The sequence below is a fragment of the Amycolatopsis sp. NPDC059021 genome (genome assembly GCF_042739895.1).
In the GTDB taxonomy this organism is placed as follows: domain Bacteria; phylum Actinomycetota; class Actinomycetes; order Mycobacteriales; family Pseudonocardiaceae; genus Amycolatopsis.
In genome coordinates this window covers 62,995-79,226 of sequence record NZ_JBHYIQ010000001.1, presented here as the reverse complement: position 1 = coordinate 79,226, position 16,232 = coordinate 62,995, and the positions used below count along the sequence as shown (strand labels likewise).

13 protein-coding genes are annotated in these 16,232 nt (G+C 70.9%); 6 read left to right on the top strand and 7 right to left on the bottom strand.

Annotated features, from left to right (window positions below):
• Positions 1 to 111 precede the first annotated feature (111 nt).
• Positions 112 to 1,647, bottom strand: coding sequence for a CehA/McbA family metallohydrolase (locus tag ACFWX1_RS00250; protein WP_378382604.1), 1,536 nt, complete (start codon positions 1,645 to 1,647; stop codon positions 112 to 114).
• A 100-nt stretch (positions 1,648 to 1,747) separates the two neighbouring features.
• Between ACFWX1_RS00250 and ACFWX1_RS00245 the strand changes: the two genes are divergently transcribed.
• A complete protein-coding gene (locus ACFWX1_RS00245; protein WP_378382603.1) occupies positions 1,748 to 2,422 on the top strand; it encodes a response regulator transcription factor in 675 nt (224 codons plus the stop codon).
• Complete coding sequence (locus ACFWX1_RS00240) at positions 2,422 to 3,732, top strand: sensor histidine kinase (protein WP_378382602.1); 1,311 nt, start codon at positions 2,422 to 2,424, stop codon at positions 3,730 to 3,732. The genes ACFWX1_RS00245 and ACFWX1_RS00240 overlap by 1 nt, the downstream gene beginning before the upstream one ends.
• A 342-nt stretch (positions 3,733 to 4,074) precedes the next feature.
• Here ACFWX1_RS00240 and ACFWX1_RS00235 read toward each other — a convergent pair whose 3' ends face one another.
• The 5 genes from ACFWX1_RS00235 to ACFWX1_RS00215 all read right to left on the bottom strand — a co-directional run bounded on the left by ACFWX1_RS00235 (position 4,075) and on the right by ACFWX1_RS00215 (position 9,988).
• Positions 4,075 to 5,304: a DUF1501 domain-containing protein gene (locus tag ACFWX1_RS00235; RefSeq protein WP_378382601.1), complete on the bottom strand. Its 1,230-nt coding sequence runs from the start codon at positions 5,302 to 5,304 to the stop codon at positions 4,075 to 4,077.
• A gap of 6 nt (positions 5,305 to 5,310) precedes the next feature.
• Positions 5,311 to 6,609 carry a DUF1800 family protein gene (locus ACFWX1_RS00230; RefSeq protein ID WP_378382600.1) on the bottom strand — a complete coding sequence of 433 codons (1,299 nt, stop codon included), beginning with the start codon at positions 6,607 to 6,609 and terminating at the stop codon, positions 5,311 to 5,313.
• Positions 6,610 to 6,719: 110 nt separating this feature from the next.
• Positions 6,720 to 7,046, bottom strand: a complete 327-nt coding sequence (locus ACFWX1_RS00225) for a hypothetical protein (RefSeq protein WP_378382599.1) — start codon at positions 7,044 to 7,046, stop codon at positions 6,720 to 6,722.
• Between the two features lie 196 nt (positions 7,047 to 7,242).
• Entirely contained in the window at positions 7,243 to 9,207 is a 1,965-nt protein-coding gene (glpK, locus tag ACFWX1_RS00220) for a glycerol kinase GlpK (protein ID WP_378382598.1), read from the bottom strand.
• A gap of 13 nt (positions 9,208 to 9,220) precedes the next feature.
• On the bottom strand, positions 9,221 to 9,988 hold the full coding sequence (locus ACFWX1_RS00215) for an IclR family transcriptional regulator (RefSeq protein ID WP_378382597.1): 768 nt from the start codon (positions 9,986 to 9,988) through the stop codon (positions 9,221 to 9,223).
• 154 nt (positions 9,989 to 10,142) lie between these two features.
• Between ACFWX1_RS00215 and ACFWX1_RS00210 the strand changes: the two genes are divergently transcribed.
• The 4 genes from ACFWX1_RS00210 to ACFWX1_RS00195 all read left to right on the top strand — a co-directional run bounded on the left by ACFWX1_RS00210 (position 10,143) and on the right by ACFWX1_RS00195 (position 15,318).
• A complete protein-coding gene (locus tag ACFWX1_RS00210) occupies positions 10,143 to 10,967 on the top strand; it encodes an MIP/aquaporin family protein (protein WP_378382596.1) in 825 nt (274 codons plus the stop codon).
• A 20-nt stretch (positions 10,968 to 10,987) separates the two neighbouring features.
• Entirely contained in the window at positions 10,988 to 12,505 is a 1,518-nt protein-coding gene (gene glpK, locus ACFWX1_RS00205; RefSeq protein ID WP_378382595.1) for a glycerol kinase GlpK, read from the top strand.
• Positions 12,502 to 14,211 carry a glycerol-3-phosphate dehydrogenase gene (gene glpD, locus ACFWX1_RS00200; protein ID WP_378382594.1) on the top strand — a complete coding sequence of 570 codons (1,710 nt, stop codon included), beginning with the start codon at positions 12,502 to 12,504 and terminating at the stop codon, positions 14,209 to 14,211. Before glpK (ACFWX1_RS00205) ends, glpD begins: the two co-directional genes overlap by 4 nt.
• A gap of 138 nt (positions 14,212 to 14,349) precedes the next feature.
• Entirely contained in the window at positions 14,350 to 15,318 is a 969-nt protein-coding gene (locus tag ACFWX1_RS00195) for a zinc-binding dehydrogenase (RefSeq protein WP_378382593.1), read from the top strand.
• 8 nt (positions 15,319 to 15,326) lie between these two features.
• Here the strand turns inward: ACFWX1_RS00195 and ACFWX1_RS00190 are convergent, their stop codons facing one another.
• The gene (locus ACFWX1_RS00190; RefSeq protein ID WP_378382592.1) at positions 15,327 to 16,205 is read right to left on the bottom strand and encodes an alpha/beta fold hydrolase; all 879 of its coding nucleotides are present in this window, start codon (positions 16,203 to 16,205) and stop codon (positions 15,327 to 15,329) included.
• Positions 16,206 to 16,232 lie beyond the last annotated feature (27 nt).

Here is a 16,232-nt window from a genome sequence, read left to right as displayed (position 1 = left end):
GCCCGGCCCCGCGCGGTCCCCGGCGCGGCCGGGTGGTGCGGGGCGCCAATTGCCGCCACGGCCGCGCTAGCTACGCCCCCTTCAGCTCATCCGACGAGACGAAAGTCCCCTTCAGCTCTCCGTGCGGGGGAAGCGGTCTTGGCCGAGGAAGATCGGGTTCGACATCGCGACCATGGCGTTCGGCACGGTCGTCTTCGGGCCGCCGGAGGGGCGCCGTACCTCGACCCGCATCCAGCGGCTGTAGCGCGGGTAGGTGGTCCAGGTGACCGTCGCGGTGCCCGAAGCGGGAACGGTTTCGGTGTGTTCCGGGCCCAGCTGGTCGAGGAACGTCACCGTCGTGCCCGGCACCCCGCCGACGACGGCCTTCACGGTGACCGGGGTGCCGATGCCGGCCGACAGCCGTTCGCCGATCCCGGCGGTGCGTGATCCGGCGGCGGCCGTGAAGTCGAGGGACACGTCTGCCGACTCGGCCAGCCAGGAGCGCCCGGCCTTCAATCCTGCCAAGAGGTCTTTGCGGGCGAGGCTGTCCGCGCGGACGACGGTGTGCGGCAGACCGACGGTGTGATCCGGGGTGTGCGCGTCGGAGTCGCCGATCGCCGGGATCCAGCGTCCACCGCGCAGCAGGCCGTCCCAGTGGATGACGCTGGCCTGGTCGTCCTCGGTCCACGGGCCGTTCCACACCTCGACGAGGTCGGCCAGTTCGTAGGCGTACTCGTAGGTGCAGCCGAAGCAGTTGGCGAACGGATGCGCCGCGGTCACCAGCCCGCCGGTGCGGTGCACCTGATCGACGAAGCGCCGGAACTCCACCGGATCCGACGCGCGGTACCGCCAGTCGATCCATTTCCCGGCCGGGATGCCGATCGCGGGCCAGTGCCCGGAGCGGGTGGTCACCTCTTCGCCGTTGAGGATCAGCAGATCGTCGGTCGCGTGATCGCCCCACTGCAGGGACGCGCTCGGCGTGTTGTGCTCGGTCGAGACGATGAAGTCGAGTTTCGCCGCGCGGGCGGCGGCCACGAGTTCGGCGGGCGTGCGCTTGCCGTCGGAGTGCACGGTGTGCAGATGGCTGTCGCCGCGGTACCAGGACGCGCCGCGCTGACGGGCGGGCGCGGTTTCCGGCGCGGGATGCGGCTTGAACGGCGCGCCTTGCGGGCCGAACGTCAGGGTGATGTCCACCCGGTAGTTCAGGCCCTGCGGCGCGACGGTGTAGGGCCCGAGGATGACGTGCCATCGGCCCGGCGTGATCGGGCCCGCCAGGTATCCCGGCGTCGCTTCCGAGGCGCTGATCGAGAACCGGTCCCGGAACCCGCCCGACCAGCCGCGGAAGCCGCGCTCGTTGCCCAGCTGGTGCCCTTCCGGGCCGAAAACGCCGATGTCGCAGGCATTTCCGCGGACGCCGCCGGGCACCTGCGGCCGGTCGTAGGAGTAGACGACGTCGATCCGGGCGACCCCGCGCGGGACGTCGACGGGGAGGTAGTACCAGTCCGGGATGTCCGGGGTGAAGGTGCCGGTGACGGTCTTCGTCACCGGGCCGCCGCCCGCTTCCGGCGCCGCGAACGCCACGCCCGGCAGCATCGCCATGGCCGCGCCCGCGGCCGCCGCGCCGCCGCCCCACAACACCGAACGCCTGCTGATGTCCCCAGTAGACATGCGTACCTCCGCATTTCCGCTCGGGCTCGACGCTAAGTCACCGCGACGCGGCCGCTCAACCACCAACGGGTGAACACTGGCCCGGGGTTAAGCTGCCCCGGTGTCAGGTGAGCCGCGGATCCTGGTGGTCGAGGACGCCGAAGCCATCCGGGTCTCGGTGGAGACGGCGTTGGCGGCGGCGGGCTTCTCCGTGCGCGTGCTCGCCGACGGCACCACGCTGGAACCCGAACTCGCCCGTTTTCGCCCGGATCTGGTGATTCTCGACGTCATGCTCCCCGGCCGCGACGGGTTCGAGCTGCTCGGTGTCGTCCGGCGGCGTTCCGCGGCCGGGGTGGTGATGCTGACCGCCCGTGACGGCGTCGAGGACCGGCTGCGCGGCTTCGGCGAGGGCGCGGACGACTACGTGGTGAAGCCGTTCGTGCTGGCCGAACTCGTCGCCAGGGCGGGCGCGGTGCTGCGGCGGACCGGACGGACCCGGCCCGCCATCGAAATCGGCGATCTCGTCGTGGACGTCGAAGCCGGGACGGTGCACTACGGCGGGAAACCGGTCGACCTCACCGCGACCGAGTGGAAGCTGCTGGGCTATCTCGCCACGCACCGCGACCGCGTCGTCGGGAAGACGCAGATCCTGACCGCGGTGTGGGGCTACGAGGACTACGCCGCGAACCTCGTCGAGGTCAATGTCAGCACGCTGCGCAAGAAACTCGAGGCGCACGGGCCGCGGTTGCTGCACACGGTGCGCGGCCAGGGGTACATCCTGCGCGGGGATTCGTGATGAGCGGGCTCCGCACGGCGTCGTTGTACCGCAGGGTCACCGTCACCGCGCTCACCGTGCTGGTGGTCGTGCTGGTGATCGTCTTCTTCGTGGTCAACGCGGTGTTCCGCGCGCAGGCGGAAAAGGACGTCAACGGGTTGCTGGCCGCGCGCGTCCAGCTGGCCCAGCAGCTGGCGAAGCAGAACCTGAGCCCGCCGAACCTGCTCCGGCGGGTCGAAACACGCGGGGTGCGCGGGCAGCTCGCCATGCCGGACGGCGCCGTGTACGGGGCGCTGCAACCGCCGTCGACGACCCGGCTGCGCCAGGTGAAGGCGACGTTGTCCGGCGGCACGAAGATCAACGGCGCCAAGCTGACGCTGACCGCCGACGACTCGATCGTGGCGGGGACGGAACGGACGCTCCAGCGGCTCCTGCTGATCACCGGGCTGGTCGCGGTCCTGGTCACCGCGCTCGCCCTGCTGGCCGGTGTCCGATTCGCACTGTCCCCTTTGGACGCCATGACGCGGCTGGCGCGATCGATCGTCTCCGGCCGCAGGGGCGGCAGGCTGGCGCCGGTGCGCACCACCACCGAGCTGGGCCGGACCGCGGCGGCCTTCGACGCCGCGCTCGACGCTCTCGAAGGCGCCGAGCGGACGGCCAGGGCCTCGGAGGAACGCACGCGCCGGTTCGTCGCCGACGCCGCGCACGAGCTGCGCACTCCGCTCACCGGCGTCCAGGCCGCGGCCGAGGCCGTCCTCCAGCTGCCCCCGGACGCCGACCCCGAACAGCGGGAACGGCTCCAGCTCCTGGTCGTCCGCGAATCGCGACGGGCCGGGAAGCTGGTCAACGACCTGCTGGAGCTGGCCCGGCTGGACGCCGGTGCGGAGATCGGCCGCGTCCCGGTGCCGCTGCTCCCGCTGGCCGAAGCTCAGGCGGAGCGGGTGGGCCTGCTCGCCCCGGAGGTCACCGTGACGGTCGGCGGCGCGGACGCCAGGGTGCTCGGCGACGCCGACCGGCTCACCCAGATCCTGGCGAACCTGGTCGACAACGCCCTGCAGGCGATGGACGGGCACGGCACGCTGACGATTTCCGTGGCGCCGGACGGGTTCGCGGTGTCCGACACCGGTCCCGGCGTGCCGGAAGCCGACCGTGAACGGATCTTCGACCGGCTCGTCCGGCTCGACGACGCCCGCGACCGGCGCGCTGGCGGCTCCGGCCTCGGCCTGGCGATCGCCCGGGGTTTCGCCCGCGCTCACGGCGGCGACCTGCGCTGCGACGCGGCCCCCGGCGGCGGCGCCAGCTTCGTCCTCACCGGCCTCACCCCCGCCTGACGCACCCTCGCCGCCTCCGTGAAGGCCCCCTTACCGGCGCTCAGGTCCGTGAAGGACTCCTTACCGGCGCTCAGCGCTGTGAAGGTGGCCTTCACGGACCCGCCCGCCCGCTCTCGACCCCGTTTCGTCGGTCCCTCTCCCTATGCTGTTCGGCAAGGGGGCCTCGGGGTGTCCTGAACGACGCGTTCGGGACGATGAGCGTCTCGTACGCGTCGTTCGCGACACGTTCCTCGCCGACCGCGAGCCGTCCGACCTGCCGTGAACGCTCCGTTGCCGACGTTCATCGTCCTGAACGGAGCGTTCGCGACATACGGACGCGGCCGCCGGGGAACCCGCGTGGGATCAGGCAAGGAGGCCGTCGACGCGGCCGGAGTGGCCCGGCAGCACGCGTCCGGCGTCGGTGCCCAGCACCTTCTCCAGCATCGTCGCGTAGACGTCGCGGAAATCCGTGCTCTGCTTCAGGTCGCCATTGTCCAAATCGGACAGACTCGGCTCGGTGCCGTGGAAGCCGCCGCGTACCCCGTTGCCCAGCACGAAGACCGGGCCCGCGGTGCCGTGGTCGGTACCCTCGCTGGCGTTGGCCGCGACCCGGCGCCCGAACTCCGAGTACACCAGCACGACGGCCTGCTTGCCGCGGTCGGTCTTCCCGAGCCGCTGCACGAACGGCGTCAGCGCGCCGTCGAGTTCGGTCAACAGCCGTTGCTGGGTGCCGCGCTCGTCGGCGTGGGTGTCGAAACCGCCCAGTGACACCGAATACGCGCGGGTCGGGACGCCCGCCTCGATCAGCCCGGCCACGACGTCGAGCTGCGCCGCCAAGGCGCCCTTGCCCTTCGCCTTAGGCGCGCCGCCCGCCTGGTGCGCGCCCGCCGGGTGGACCGCACCGCCGAGCACCCGGACGGCGTTGTGCAGGTCGCCGATCGACTTCGCCGCCTTCGCCTGCCAGAATCCCTCGCCCGGCTGCGCGGCGCCGAGTCCCTCGAACGACTTCCCGAGCGCTCCCTTCGGCAACGCGAGCCCGCCGACCGGCAGCGACGCCGCCGCGGTCTGCGCCCCGGCCAGCAGCGGGGGCAGCACGGGTTCGACCGAGACCGCGCGCAGCGGGTCGTCCCCCGACGTGTCGAGCCACCGGCCGAGCCAGCCGGTCGGCACCGAGGTCTCCGGCGAGGCCGTCTGCCAGATCGCCATCGACCGGAAGTGGCTGTGATCCGGTTTCGGGTAGCCGACCCCGCGCACGATGGCGAGTTCCTCGCTGTCCCAAAGCCCTTTGAGGCCCTTCATCCCCGGGTTCAGGCCGAGTCCCTCGCCGAGGTCGAGCACCTCCTCGGGCTTGTACGCCAGCTCGGGCCGGGCGTCCTGGTAGCGGCTGTCGCCCGCGGGCACGACAGTGTTCAGCCCGTCGTTGCCGCCGTAGAGCGTCACCACGACGAGCACGCCCGCCTTCGGGTCGAGCGGTGTCTGCTGTGCCGCGGTCATGAGGTCCGCCCAGTCGACCTGGGTCGCCCCGGCCGCGAGCGCGCCCGCCGCGGTGACACCGGAGGCGATCAGGAACCTCCGCCGAGTCAGTTTGTTCATCGGAATCTACCCGCTCACCACGTATTCGGGGGCACAAGCGGCCACAGTGGACAGTTGCTTGACGTCGCCGCCGACACCGGCGAGCGCCGCGCGGGTCCGGTTCGACCAGGCGTCCACGCCCAGCAGGTCGCCGATCGCGGCGGGCTTGTCGGACGCCTTCGCGACCGCGCCGAGATCCGCGTGCTGCACGATCAGCTGCGCCAGATGCAGCCGGGCCACCCCGGCCGACGTCGTCAGCCAGGCGCCACCCGCCGCCCAGCCGCCCACGCTCGGCGGCTGGAACGGCACCTGGCCCATGCCCCGCAGCCCGGCCAGCAATTGGGTTTTCCCCTTGTCGTCCAGTTTCGACGGCCGGACGCCGAGCGCGCGCATAAGCCCGGCAAGCCACTCCACCGGCTGTTTCACCAGCGACGTCGCGCTGTCACGGAACAACGGCTCCGCGGCGATCGCGGTGAGCAGGGCGCGGATGTCCCGGGCGCCGCCGTAGGCCGCGACGAGCCGGTTCAGCACGTCGGCCGGGGGTGGCGTCGCCGAGACGAGCCGGAACCACAGCCGTCCCACCACGAACGGCGCCGATTCCGGTCTGGCCAGCACGAGGTCCACAAAGGACTTGGCGTCGAAGTTCGCCGTGCTGCCGAGGACGTTTTTCGCGGTGTTGTCGTGCCGTTTGGCGACGAACTGCGCCGTCGTGGTGTCGCGCTTGGCCGCCCAGCCGGTCAGCGCCCGCGCGGCCTCCCGGACATCGGTTTCGCTGTAGTGACCAACCCCGAGGGCGAACAGTTCCATGAACTCGCGGGCCAGGTTCTCGTTGGGCTTGCCCGCCTTGTTGCTGTTCCCGTCCAGCCACAGCAGCATCGCGGGGTCGACGATCATCGCCTGCGCCAGCGCGGTGAAGCCGCCCATGCCGAGCGTGCGCTGGGCTTCGTTCTGCGCGAGCATCAGCTCCGGGCTCTTGACCTTCTGCTCACTCGTCGCGAAATGCCCGTGCCAGAACCAGGTCAGGCGCTCGACCGAGGCGAGATCGGCCGCGACCATCCGGTCGAGCCACCAGATCGCCGCCTGGGTGGCCTGCGCCTGCAGGCTCTTCGCGTACGCCTGCTTTCCCGGCTTGTCCTGCTTTCCCGGCCGGTCGGGCGGCGGGCCCGGCCGCGGGATCGGGGTCGCCTTCGCGCCGGGGTCCTCCCCCGGTGTCAGCAACCGCGTCACCGTTTCGGCGAAGCCCCGGTCCAGGTCGCCGGGACGCGGCCCGAACCCGAACCGGTCGTGGAGCCGGCGCACCGCCGCTCGTTCGGAAATACCCGCCATGCGGTGATCGTCCTGCGGATTCCGCGGTCCGGCGAGCTTCCGGTGTCCTCCTTAAGCAGATCTTCAGGCGGCGGGCACCGTCGGTGACGAGGCGGGTACGCCCAGGCCGGTCAGAGCACGTCGACGTCGTATCCGACCACCGAAGCGGGCGTGAGCAATCCGCCGACACACTCGGCCGAGGACGGGCCGAACGACACCCAGTACCCGACCGTCATCCAGAACGCGTTCCCCGCCGCGCAATGCGCGACGGCCCGATACGTGTAGCCCGGGTAAGGCGGGAAACAGCGCACGACTATGCCTTCGCCGAACAGGACGCTGTATTCCGCCGCGGCGCAGGAGCGCGGCGGACGGCTGCTCTCGGCGGCCGATGCGGGCGCCCCGACCAGGAAAGTCAGCGCGACAATCGCCATCGCAATGGCCGCCATCCGTTTTCGCACGGCGATCTCCCTTTCTCGAAGGACTAAACCATTTCGGGAACGAGAGTACGTATCGCCACGAATTAACGGCAATTAACCGGGTAAGTGAACAACAATCGCACCGTGTCACCCGCGCTGCTCCGATTGAGGGAGCGGCGGGGCCAGGCGGACAGTAGTGGGTGAGGCGGGGCCACGGGTGGTCGCTGTCGGACACCGGTCAGAGGCACAGCCGCGCGGCGTTCTCCTTGACGTGGGTGAGGGTGCCACAGCCGAGGTCGAGTTGCCTGCGGCGCTCGCCGGTGAAGGCCCGGCCCAGCGCGGTGCGGTCCGAAAGGGACAGTGTGCGCCGGAGTTCGTTGAGCAGCCCGCGCTCCTCGCCCCGGACATGGGCGTCCACGACGGACTCCAGGCCGATCAGCGCCTTGTCGAACTCGTCGCCGTCGAACGGGTCGGCCTCCAGCACCGCGAGCAGTTCCGCGCCGAACGCACTGTCCTGTCCGGACGGGTGAACCACGCGCTCGGTGGCGGTGGCGTGCGCGACGAGCAACGCCGACAGTTCGGCGCGCGAAGTCTCCCGGTCGGCCTCGTGGTTGCGCAGCTCACGGCACAGCTGCTCGAGCCTGCGGTGATCGCCGAGGACGACCTCGACGAGGTCGGAACCCGGCGTGGCCGGCGTCTCGGCGGGACGCATCCAGCCGAAGGTCAGCTCGACGGCCTGCCGCCAGTGCGCGTACTCGGTGTCCCGGCGCCCGGGGTCCATCGACGGCAGCCACTGACCCGCCCGGTGCCAGTTGCGCCGCAGACCTTCGAGGTCCGGCCAGTACCCCACCGACAGCCCGGCCGCGTACGCAGCGCCGAGCGACACCGTCTCCGCCACCATCGGGCGCACCACCGGTACGTCGAGCACGTCCGCGACGAACTGCATGAGCAGGTTGTCCGCGGTCATCCCACCGTCCACTTTGAGCGTCGAGGCGGCCAGGCCGGAGTCGGCGTTCATCGCGTCGACGACCTCGCGGGTCTGCCAGCCGGTGGCCTCCAGCACAGCCCGCGCGAGGTGTCCCTTCGTGATGTACGAGGTCAGTCCGGCGATCACCCCGCGTGCCTCGCTGTGCCAATGCGGCGCGAACAACCCGGAGAACGCGGGCACGATGTAGCAGCCGCCGTTGTCCTCGACCGTCCTGGCGAGCGTCTCGATCTCGGGGGCGCTGCCGATGAGTTCGAGGCCGTCACGGAACCACTGCACCAGCGAACCGGTGACCGCCATCGACCCTTCCAGCGCGTACACCGCGGGCTCGTCGCCGATCTTGAACCCGACCGTGGTGAGCATGCCGTGAGTCGAGAGCACCGGTGTCGCGCCGGTGTTGAGCAGCAGGAAACTCCCCGTCCCGTAGGTGCATTTCGCCTCGCCCGGCGCGAAACAGGTCTGGCCGAACAACGCCGCCTGCTGATCGCCCAGCGCCGCCGCGATGCGGATGCCCGGCACCACCCGGCTGGTGGTGCCGTAGACCTCCGTGGACGACCGGATCTCCGGCAGCATCACCCTCGGGACGTCGAAGAAGTCCAGCAGTTCGGCGTCCCAGTCCAGCGTGCGGATGTTCATCAGCATGGTGCGGCTGGCGTTGGTGACGTCGGTGACGTGCACGCCGCCCTCGGGCCCGCCGGTCAGGTTCCAGATCAGCCAGCTCTCCATCGTGCCGAACAGGACGTCGCCGCGTTCGGCGCGCTCGCGCAGGCCGGGCGTCTCTTCCAGCAGCCAGCGGATCCGCGGCGCCGAGAAGTACGTCGCCAGCGGCAGCCCGCACAGCTGCCGGACGCGCCGGGCGGCCGGTTCCCGTTCGAGGTGTTCGAGCATCCGGTCGGTGCGGGTGTCCTGCCAGACGATCGCCCTGCTCACCGGTGCCCCGGTGTGCCGGTCCCACAGCACCGTCGTCTCGCGCTGGTTGGCGATGCCGAGCCCGACCACCTGCTCCGCGCTCGCGCCGGCCTGCGCCAGCGCCTGCGGGACGATCCGCCCGAGGTTCTTCCAGATCTCGACGGCGTCGTGCTCGACCCAGCCCGGACGCGGGAAATGCTGCTGGTGCTCGCGCTGTACGACCGAGACCAGCCGTCCGCGCGCGTCGAACAGGATGCACCGCGTCGACGTCGTGCCCTGGTCGATCGACATCACGAACCGCTGGACCATGTTCTCCGCTCCGTCAGTGCCGCGTGTTTTCGAGATCACGGGACACGGCGCGCGCGGCGTCGCGCACGTATCCGAGCAACCGCGCGTTCGGGCTGCCGTCGGGCTCGCAGATCCGCTCCACCGCGCCGGAAACCCCGATCGCGCCGACCACTATGCCGCCGTGCCCGCGGATCGGCGCGGCGATCCCCGCCTCGTCGGGCGCCAGCTCGCCGCGCTCGCTCGCCCAGCCCGCTTCACGGACCTTCGCGCACGCGCGCTTGATCGCGGTCGGCGAGGTCAGCGTCCGCCGGGTGTAGGCCTCCTGCTCGCCGCCGCGCAACGATGCCACGAGAGTCACGTCGTAGGCCAGCAGGACCTTGCCGAGCGCGGTCGCGTGCAGCGGTAGCAACGTCCCGACGTCGAGGCTCTGCAACGAGTCGTCCGGCCGGAAGACATGGTGTACCACCAAAACCTTGCCCTCCAGCGGCGCGCCGATGCGCACGGTTTCCCCGCTGCGCGCGGCGAGCGCGTCCGCCCAGTTGATGGCTCGCGAGCGCAGTTCGTTGACGTCGAGGTAGCTCGTGCCCAGGTGCAGCAGCGCGGCACCGAGCTGGTACTTGCCGCTGTCGCGGTCCTGTTCGACGAAGCCGACGCCCTGCAGCGTGCGCAGGATGCCGTGCGCGGTTCCCTTGGCCAGCTCCAGCGAATCGGCGATCTCGCCGACGCCGAGGCGGCCGGAACCGCGCGCCAGCAACCGGAGGATGGCGGCCGCGCGCTCGATGGACTGGATGGGACCTGGCACGGCGCGACCCTAACCCGACCAGTGCCGATTCGACAATGTCGAACCCCCGCGCGGGTCGTTCGACAATGCCGACCCGACCTCGTTGACCCCGTGTTTTCGCGAATTTAACGTCGCGGCACCGGCAAGGGAGCCGGTGTCCTAAGTGGAGGAAGCAATGGTGCGAAACCTCAAGGCCCGGGGGCTGACCGGCGAACTCGCCGCGGAGTTCGTCGGGACGATGATCCTCATCCTGTTCGGCTGCGGGGTGGTGGCGCAGGTCGCCGCCGGGGGTATCGGAGATCACGACAGCATCGCCTGGGCGTGGGGACTCGGCGTGACGCTGGGCGTGTATGTCGCGTCGCGGATCAGCGGCGCCCACCTCAATCCCGCCGTGACGATCGCGCTCGCGGTGTTCAAGGGATTCTCCTGGCGCAAGGTCGCGCCCTACGCGCTGGCGCAGACGGCGGGCGCGTTCGTCGCCGCGCTGCTCGTGCGCTGGAACTACACCGAGGTCCTGAACGCGAAGGACCCGGGGCTGACGATCAAGACCCAGGGTGTTTTCTCGACGCTGCCGGGTAACGGCACGCTCCCGGTGAGTGACTGGGGCGCCTTCCGCGACCAGATCATCGGCACCGCGATCCTGGCGCTGCTCATCTTCGCCATCACCGATCTGCGCAACACCGCGCCCGCCGCGAACATGGCGCCGCTGATCGTCGGCTTCGCGGTCGTCGGGATCGGGATGGCCTGGGGCACCAACGCCGGCTACGCGATCAACCCGGCCCGCGACTTCGGCCCGCGGCTCGCGTCCTGGCTCACCGGCTACGACACCGCGTTCACCGACCAGTACGGCTATCCCTACTGGTGGATCCCGATCGTGGCGCCGATCATCGGCGCGCTGATCGGCGCCGCGATCTACAAGTACGTCGTCGAGCGCTTCCTGCCCGGCGACGAGCTGGAGACCGTGCCCTCGCCCACCCAAGACGCCGAACCGGTCGCCTGAGTCCACAGAGGAGTTCACCCATGCCTGATTTCGTCGGAGCCGTGGACCAGGGCACCACGAGCACGCGCTTCATGATCTTCGACCACGGCGGCAACGAAATCGCCCGCCACCAGCTCGAACACGAGCAGATCCTGCCCCGGCCGGGCTGGGTCGAGCACAACCCGACCGAGATCTGGGAGCGCACCCGCGCGGTCATCGCCTCCGCGCTGACGAAGGCGAACCTCGCCGCGAGCGACCTCGCCGCGCTCGGCATCACCAACCAGCGCGAGACGACCGTGGTGTGGAACCGCCGGACCGGCCGTCCGTACTGCAACGCGATCGTCTGGCAGGACACCCGCACCGACCGGATCGCGTCCGCTCTGGAGCGCGAGGGCAAGGGCGACGTCATCCGCCGCAAGGCCGGGCTGCCCCCGGCGACGTACTTCTCCGGCGGCAAGCTCCAGTGGATCCTGGAGAACGTCGAGGGCGTGCGCGCGGACGCCGAGCGGGGCGACGCGTTGTTCGGCACCACCGACAGCTGGCTGCTGTGGAACCTCACCGGCGGGACCGACGGCGGCGCGCACGTCACCGATCCGACCAACGCCAGCCGCACCATGCTGATGGACCTGGAAACGCTGGACTGGGACGACGAGCTGCTGTCCTTTTTCGACATTCCGCGCCGGATGCTGCCGGAGATCAAGCCGTCGTCGAATCCCGGCTTCTTCGGCACCACCAGGGCCGACGGCCCGCTCGGCGGTGAGGTCCCGATCGCCGGCGACCTCGGCGACCAGCAGGCCGCCACCGTCGGCCAGGTCTGCTTCCGGCCCGGCGAGGCCAAGAACACCTACGGCACCGGCAACTTCCTGCTGCTCAACACCGGACACGAGCTGGTCCGCTCGAAGCACGGCCTGCTCACGACGTTGTGCTACCAGTTCGGCAACGACAAGCCGGTCTACGCGCTGGAGGGGTCGATCGCGGTCACCGGGTCGGCTGTGCAGTGGCTGCGCGACCAGCTCGGTATCATCAGCGGCGCTTCGCAGAGCGAGGCGCTGGCTCGCGAGGTCGCCGACAACGGCGGGATCTACTTCGTCCCGGCGTTTTCCGGGCTTTTCGCGCCGTACTGGCGTTCCGACGCGCGCGGCGCGATCGTCGGGCTGACCCGCGCGACCACCAACGCGCATCTGGCGCGCGCGACGCTCGAGTCCATTTGCTACCAGAGCCGCGACGTCGTCGAGGCGATGGAGAACGACTCCGGCGTCAAGCTCGACGTGTTGCGTGTGGACGGTGGCGTCACCGCGAACGAGCTGTGCATGCAGCTGCAGGCCGACATCCTCGGCGTGCCGGTCTCGAAGCCGGTCGTCGCCGAGACCACCGCGCTCGGCGCCGCCTACGCGGCCGGGCTGGCCGTCGGGTTCTGGCGGTCGACCGACGAGCTCGAACAGAACTGGAACGAGGACAAGCGCTGGCAGCCGTCGTGGACGGCCGAGCAGCGTTCCCAGGGCTACGCCGGCTGGCAGAAGGCGGTCGGCCGCACGCTCGACTGGGTCGACGTCCAATGAACCACGATCCGAGGAGAACCACCGTGTCATCACTTCCCCTGTCCCCGTTGTACCGCGCGGAATCCCTGCGGAAGATCGGCAAGCACGAGCTGGACGTGCTGGTCGTCGGCGGTGGGGTGACCGGTGCGGGCATCGCGCTCGACGCCGCGTCGCGCGGGCTTTCGGTCGCGCTCGTCGAGGCCCGCGACTTCGCGGCCGGAACGTCCAGCCGGTCCAGCAAGCTGATCCACGGCGGGCTGCGCTATCTCGAACAGCTCGACTTCAAGCTGGTACGCGAGGCGCTCAAGGAACGCGGGCTGCTGCTCCAGAAGCTGGCCCCGCACCTGGTCCGCCCGGTCAAGTTCCTGGTGCCGCTGCAGCACCGCGTCTGGGAACGCGGGTACATCGGCGCCGGGGTGACGCTCTACGACACGCTCGGCGGAGCGCGGGCACTCCCCCGCCACCGGCACCTTTCGCGGCGTCGCGCGTTCGAGGTCGCGCCCGGACTGGCCGACGACGCGCTGATCGGCGCCATCCAGTACTACGACGCGCAGGTCGACGACGCACGGCACACCATGATGATCGCGCGGACCGCGGCCGAGCAGGGCGCTTCGGTGCTCACCCGCACGCGGATGACCGAGCTGCTGCGCGAGGGCGACCGGGTCGTCGGCGCGAAGGTGGTCGACCTGGAGAGCGGCGCCGAGATCGAGGTGCGGGCGAAGACGGTCATCGCCGCCACCGGCGTGTGGAGCGACGACATGTCGAAGGCCGCGGGCATTCCCGCGCCGTTCACCGTGCGCGCGTCGAAGGGCGTCCACCTCGTGGTGCCGCGCGAGAAGATCGACCTCGACACCGGGCTGATCCTGCGTACCGAGAAGAGCGTCCTGTTCGTGATCCCGTGGGGCAGGCACTGGATCGTCGGCACCACCGACACCGAATGGGAGCTGGACCGCGATCACCCGGCGGCCAGCCGCGCCGACGTCGACTACGTGCTCGATCACCTCAACGCCGTGCTGCGCAAGCCGATCACGCACGACGACATCGAAGGCGTGTACGCCGGGCTTCGCCCGCTGCTGGCTGCGAAAGCCGCTGCCACGACGAAGCTGTCGCGTGAGCACGCGGTCGCGCATCCGGTGCCGGGCCTGGTGATCATCGCGGGCGGGAAGTACACGACGTACCGGGTGATGGCCGCGGACGCGGTGGACGTCGCGATGGAGGACGTCGCCAAGCCCGCCCCGCCGTCGTGGACCGACCGGCTGCCGATCGCCGGCGCCGAGGGCTACCACGAGTTGTGGCGGAACCGGGCGACGCTCGGGCTGCCGATGGAGCGCGCCGAGCACCTCCTCGGGCGGTACGGGACCAGGATCACCGACCTCCTCGCGATGATCGACAAGCGGCCCGAACTCGGCGAACCGATTCCGGGCGCCGAGGAGTACCTCAAGGCCGAAGCCGTGTACGCGGCGTCGCACGAGGGCGCGCTGCACCTCGAAGACGTCCTCACCCGCCGGACCCGGATCTCCATCGAGGTCACCGACCGCGGGGTCACCGCCGCGCCCGAGGTGGCCGCGCTCATCGCGCCGCTGCTCGGGTGGGACGCCGCGCGGCAGCAGCGCGAGGTGGACAACTACCTCGCGCGGGTGAAGGCCGAACTGTCCGCACAGGACCAGCCCGACGACGTCGCCGCCAACGCCTCCCGGCTCGACGCCCCCGCCCTCCTGCCCGGCTGAGGCTCGCTGCCGGTCCGTGAAGGACTCCTTCACAGCGTTCAGCGCCGGTAAGGAGTCCTTCACGGACCTGAGCACCGGCAAGGGGGCCTTCACGGCAGGGCTTGACCTCCAGTTGGGTGGAGGTTCCAGACTCGGGGCATGCGAGCGATCATGGCGACCCGATTCGGCGCCCCCGACGTCCTGGACCTTGTCGAACTGCCCACCCCCGACCCCGGCCCCGGCGAGGTCCGGATCGCCGTGGCCGCAGCCGGAATGGGATGGCTCGACGCGCGGATCCGCTCCGGCGACGGCCCCGACGTCTTCGCGGTGAAGCCGCCGTACATCCCCGGCGGCGCGGTGGCCGGGACCGTCGACGCGGTCGGCGCCGGGGTCGACGATCACTGGCTGGGTACCCGCGTGCTCGCCCAGGCCGGTTCGGGGTACGGCGGTGGCTACGCCGACACCGCGATCGCGGCCACGGACAACCTCTTCCCGGTCCCGGACGGGCTCGGCCTGCACAGCGCGCTGGCGTTGCTCGACGACGGCAGCACCGCGGTGGCGCTGCTGGAGAAGACGCCGGTGCGTGCCGGGGAACGCGTCCTGGTGGCGCCCGGCGTCGGGGGCCTCGGCAATCTGCTGGTCCAGCTCGCCCGCGCCGAGGGCGCCCAGGTCATCGCCGCGGTCCGTGGCCCGGAAAAGCTCGCGATAGCCCAGGATCTGGGCGCCGACGCGGTCGACTACTCCGCGCCGGACTGGGGCACACAGGTGCACGACCTCACCGGAAACCACGGGGTCGACGTCGTGTTCGACGGCCTCGGCGGCGACGTCGGCGCGGCAGCGGTCGCGCTGCTCGCCGACGGCGGCCGTTTCTCCGGCTACGGCATGGCGAGCGGCGCCGAGACCACCATCGGCGACGCGGACCGGCAGCGCCTGACCGTGGTGGACATGGCCCAGCTCCCGGAGTTCTGGCCGGAAACCCCGCGCCGGGTCAAGCACGTCCTCGCCGAGGCCGCAGCGGGCAGGCTGCAACCGGTGGTCGGTCGCACCTACCCGCTCGCCGACGCCGCCGAGGCCCACGCCGACATCGAAGCACGCCGCTTCGTCGGGAAGAGCCTCCTCGTGCCGTAACCCTCGGACTACCTGGCGAGCAACGCGCGCAGCGCCTTGACGACCTGCGTGGGCGCTTCCTCGGCCATGAAATGCCCCGAGGACATCATGACGTGCTCGAGATCGGGTGCCCACGCACGCCAGAGCGCGGCGCCGTCGAAGCCCATCGCCGCGCCCCAGTCCTCCTGGAGCACGGTCACCGGCATCTCCAGCCGCCGTCCGGCCTCGCGATCGGCGAGGTCGTGCTCGACGTCGATGTTCGCTGAGGCCCGGTAGTCGGCCACGATCGAGTCGATGGCGCCCCGTGACGCGGCGAGGTATTCCGCACGGACCTCGGCCGGGATCGCCTCGGGGTCCCGGCCCCAGAGGTCGAGGAAGTAGCCGAAGAACGCGTCCGGGGCGCCGGCGATCAGCTGTTCGGCCAGTCCGGGCCGCTGGGCCATCAGGTAGAGGTGGAACCCGACCGCGGCCTCCCTGCCCTTCATCGCCGCCCACGTGTCCAGTATGGGCAGCACATCGAGCATGGCGAGGTGGCTGATCGCGCCCGGGTGGTCGAGGCCCGCGCGGAACGCCACCAGCGCACCCCGGTCGTGCCCGGCCAGCGCGAAACGGTCGAAGCCGAACTCCCGCGCCACCGCGACGGCGTCGGCGGCCATGGTGCGCTTGGAGTACGTCTCGCCGTCGGTGTCCGCCGGCTTGCCGCTGTCGCCGTAGCCACGCAGGTCGGGGCAGATCACGGTGTGGTCCGCGGCCAGATCGGCGGCCACGTGCCGCCACATCAGGTGGGTCTGCGGGAAGCCGTGCAGCAGCACCACGGGACTCCCCGAGCCGCCGACGGCCACGTTGAGCCGCACACCGTCCGGGGTGGTGACCTCGTGGTAGCCGAATCCGGCGATCTTCGTCTTCACGGTGTTTCCTCTCGTTCCCGGCGCCGG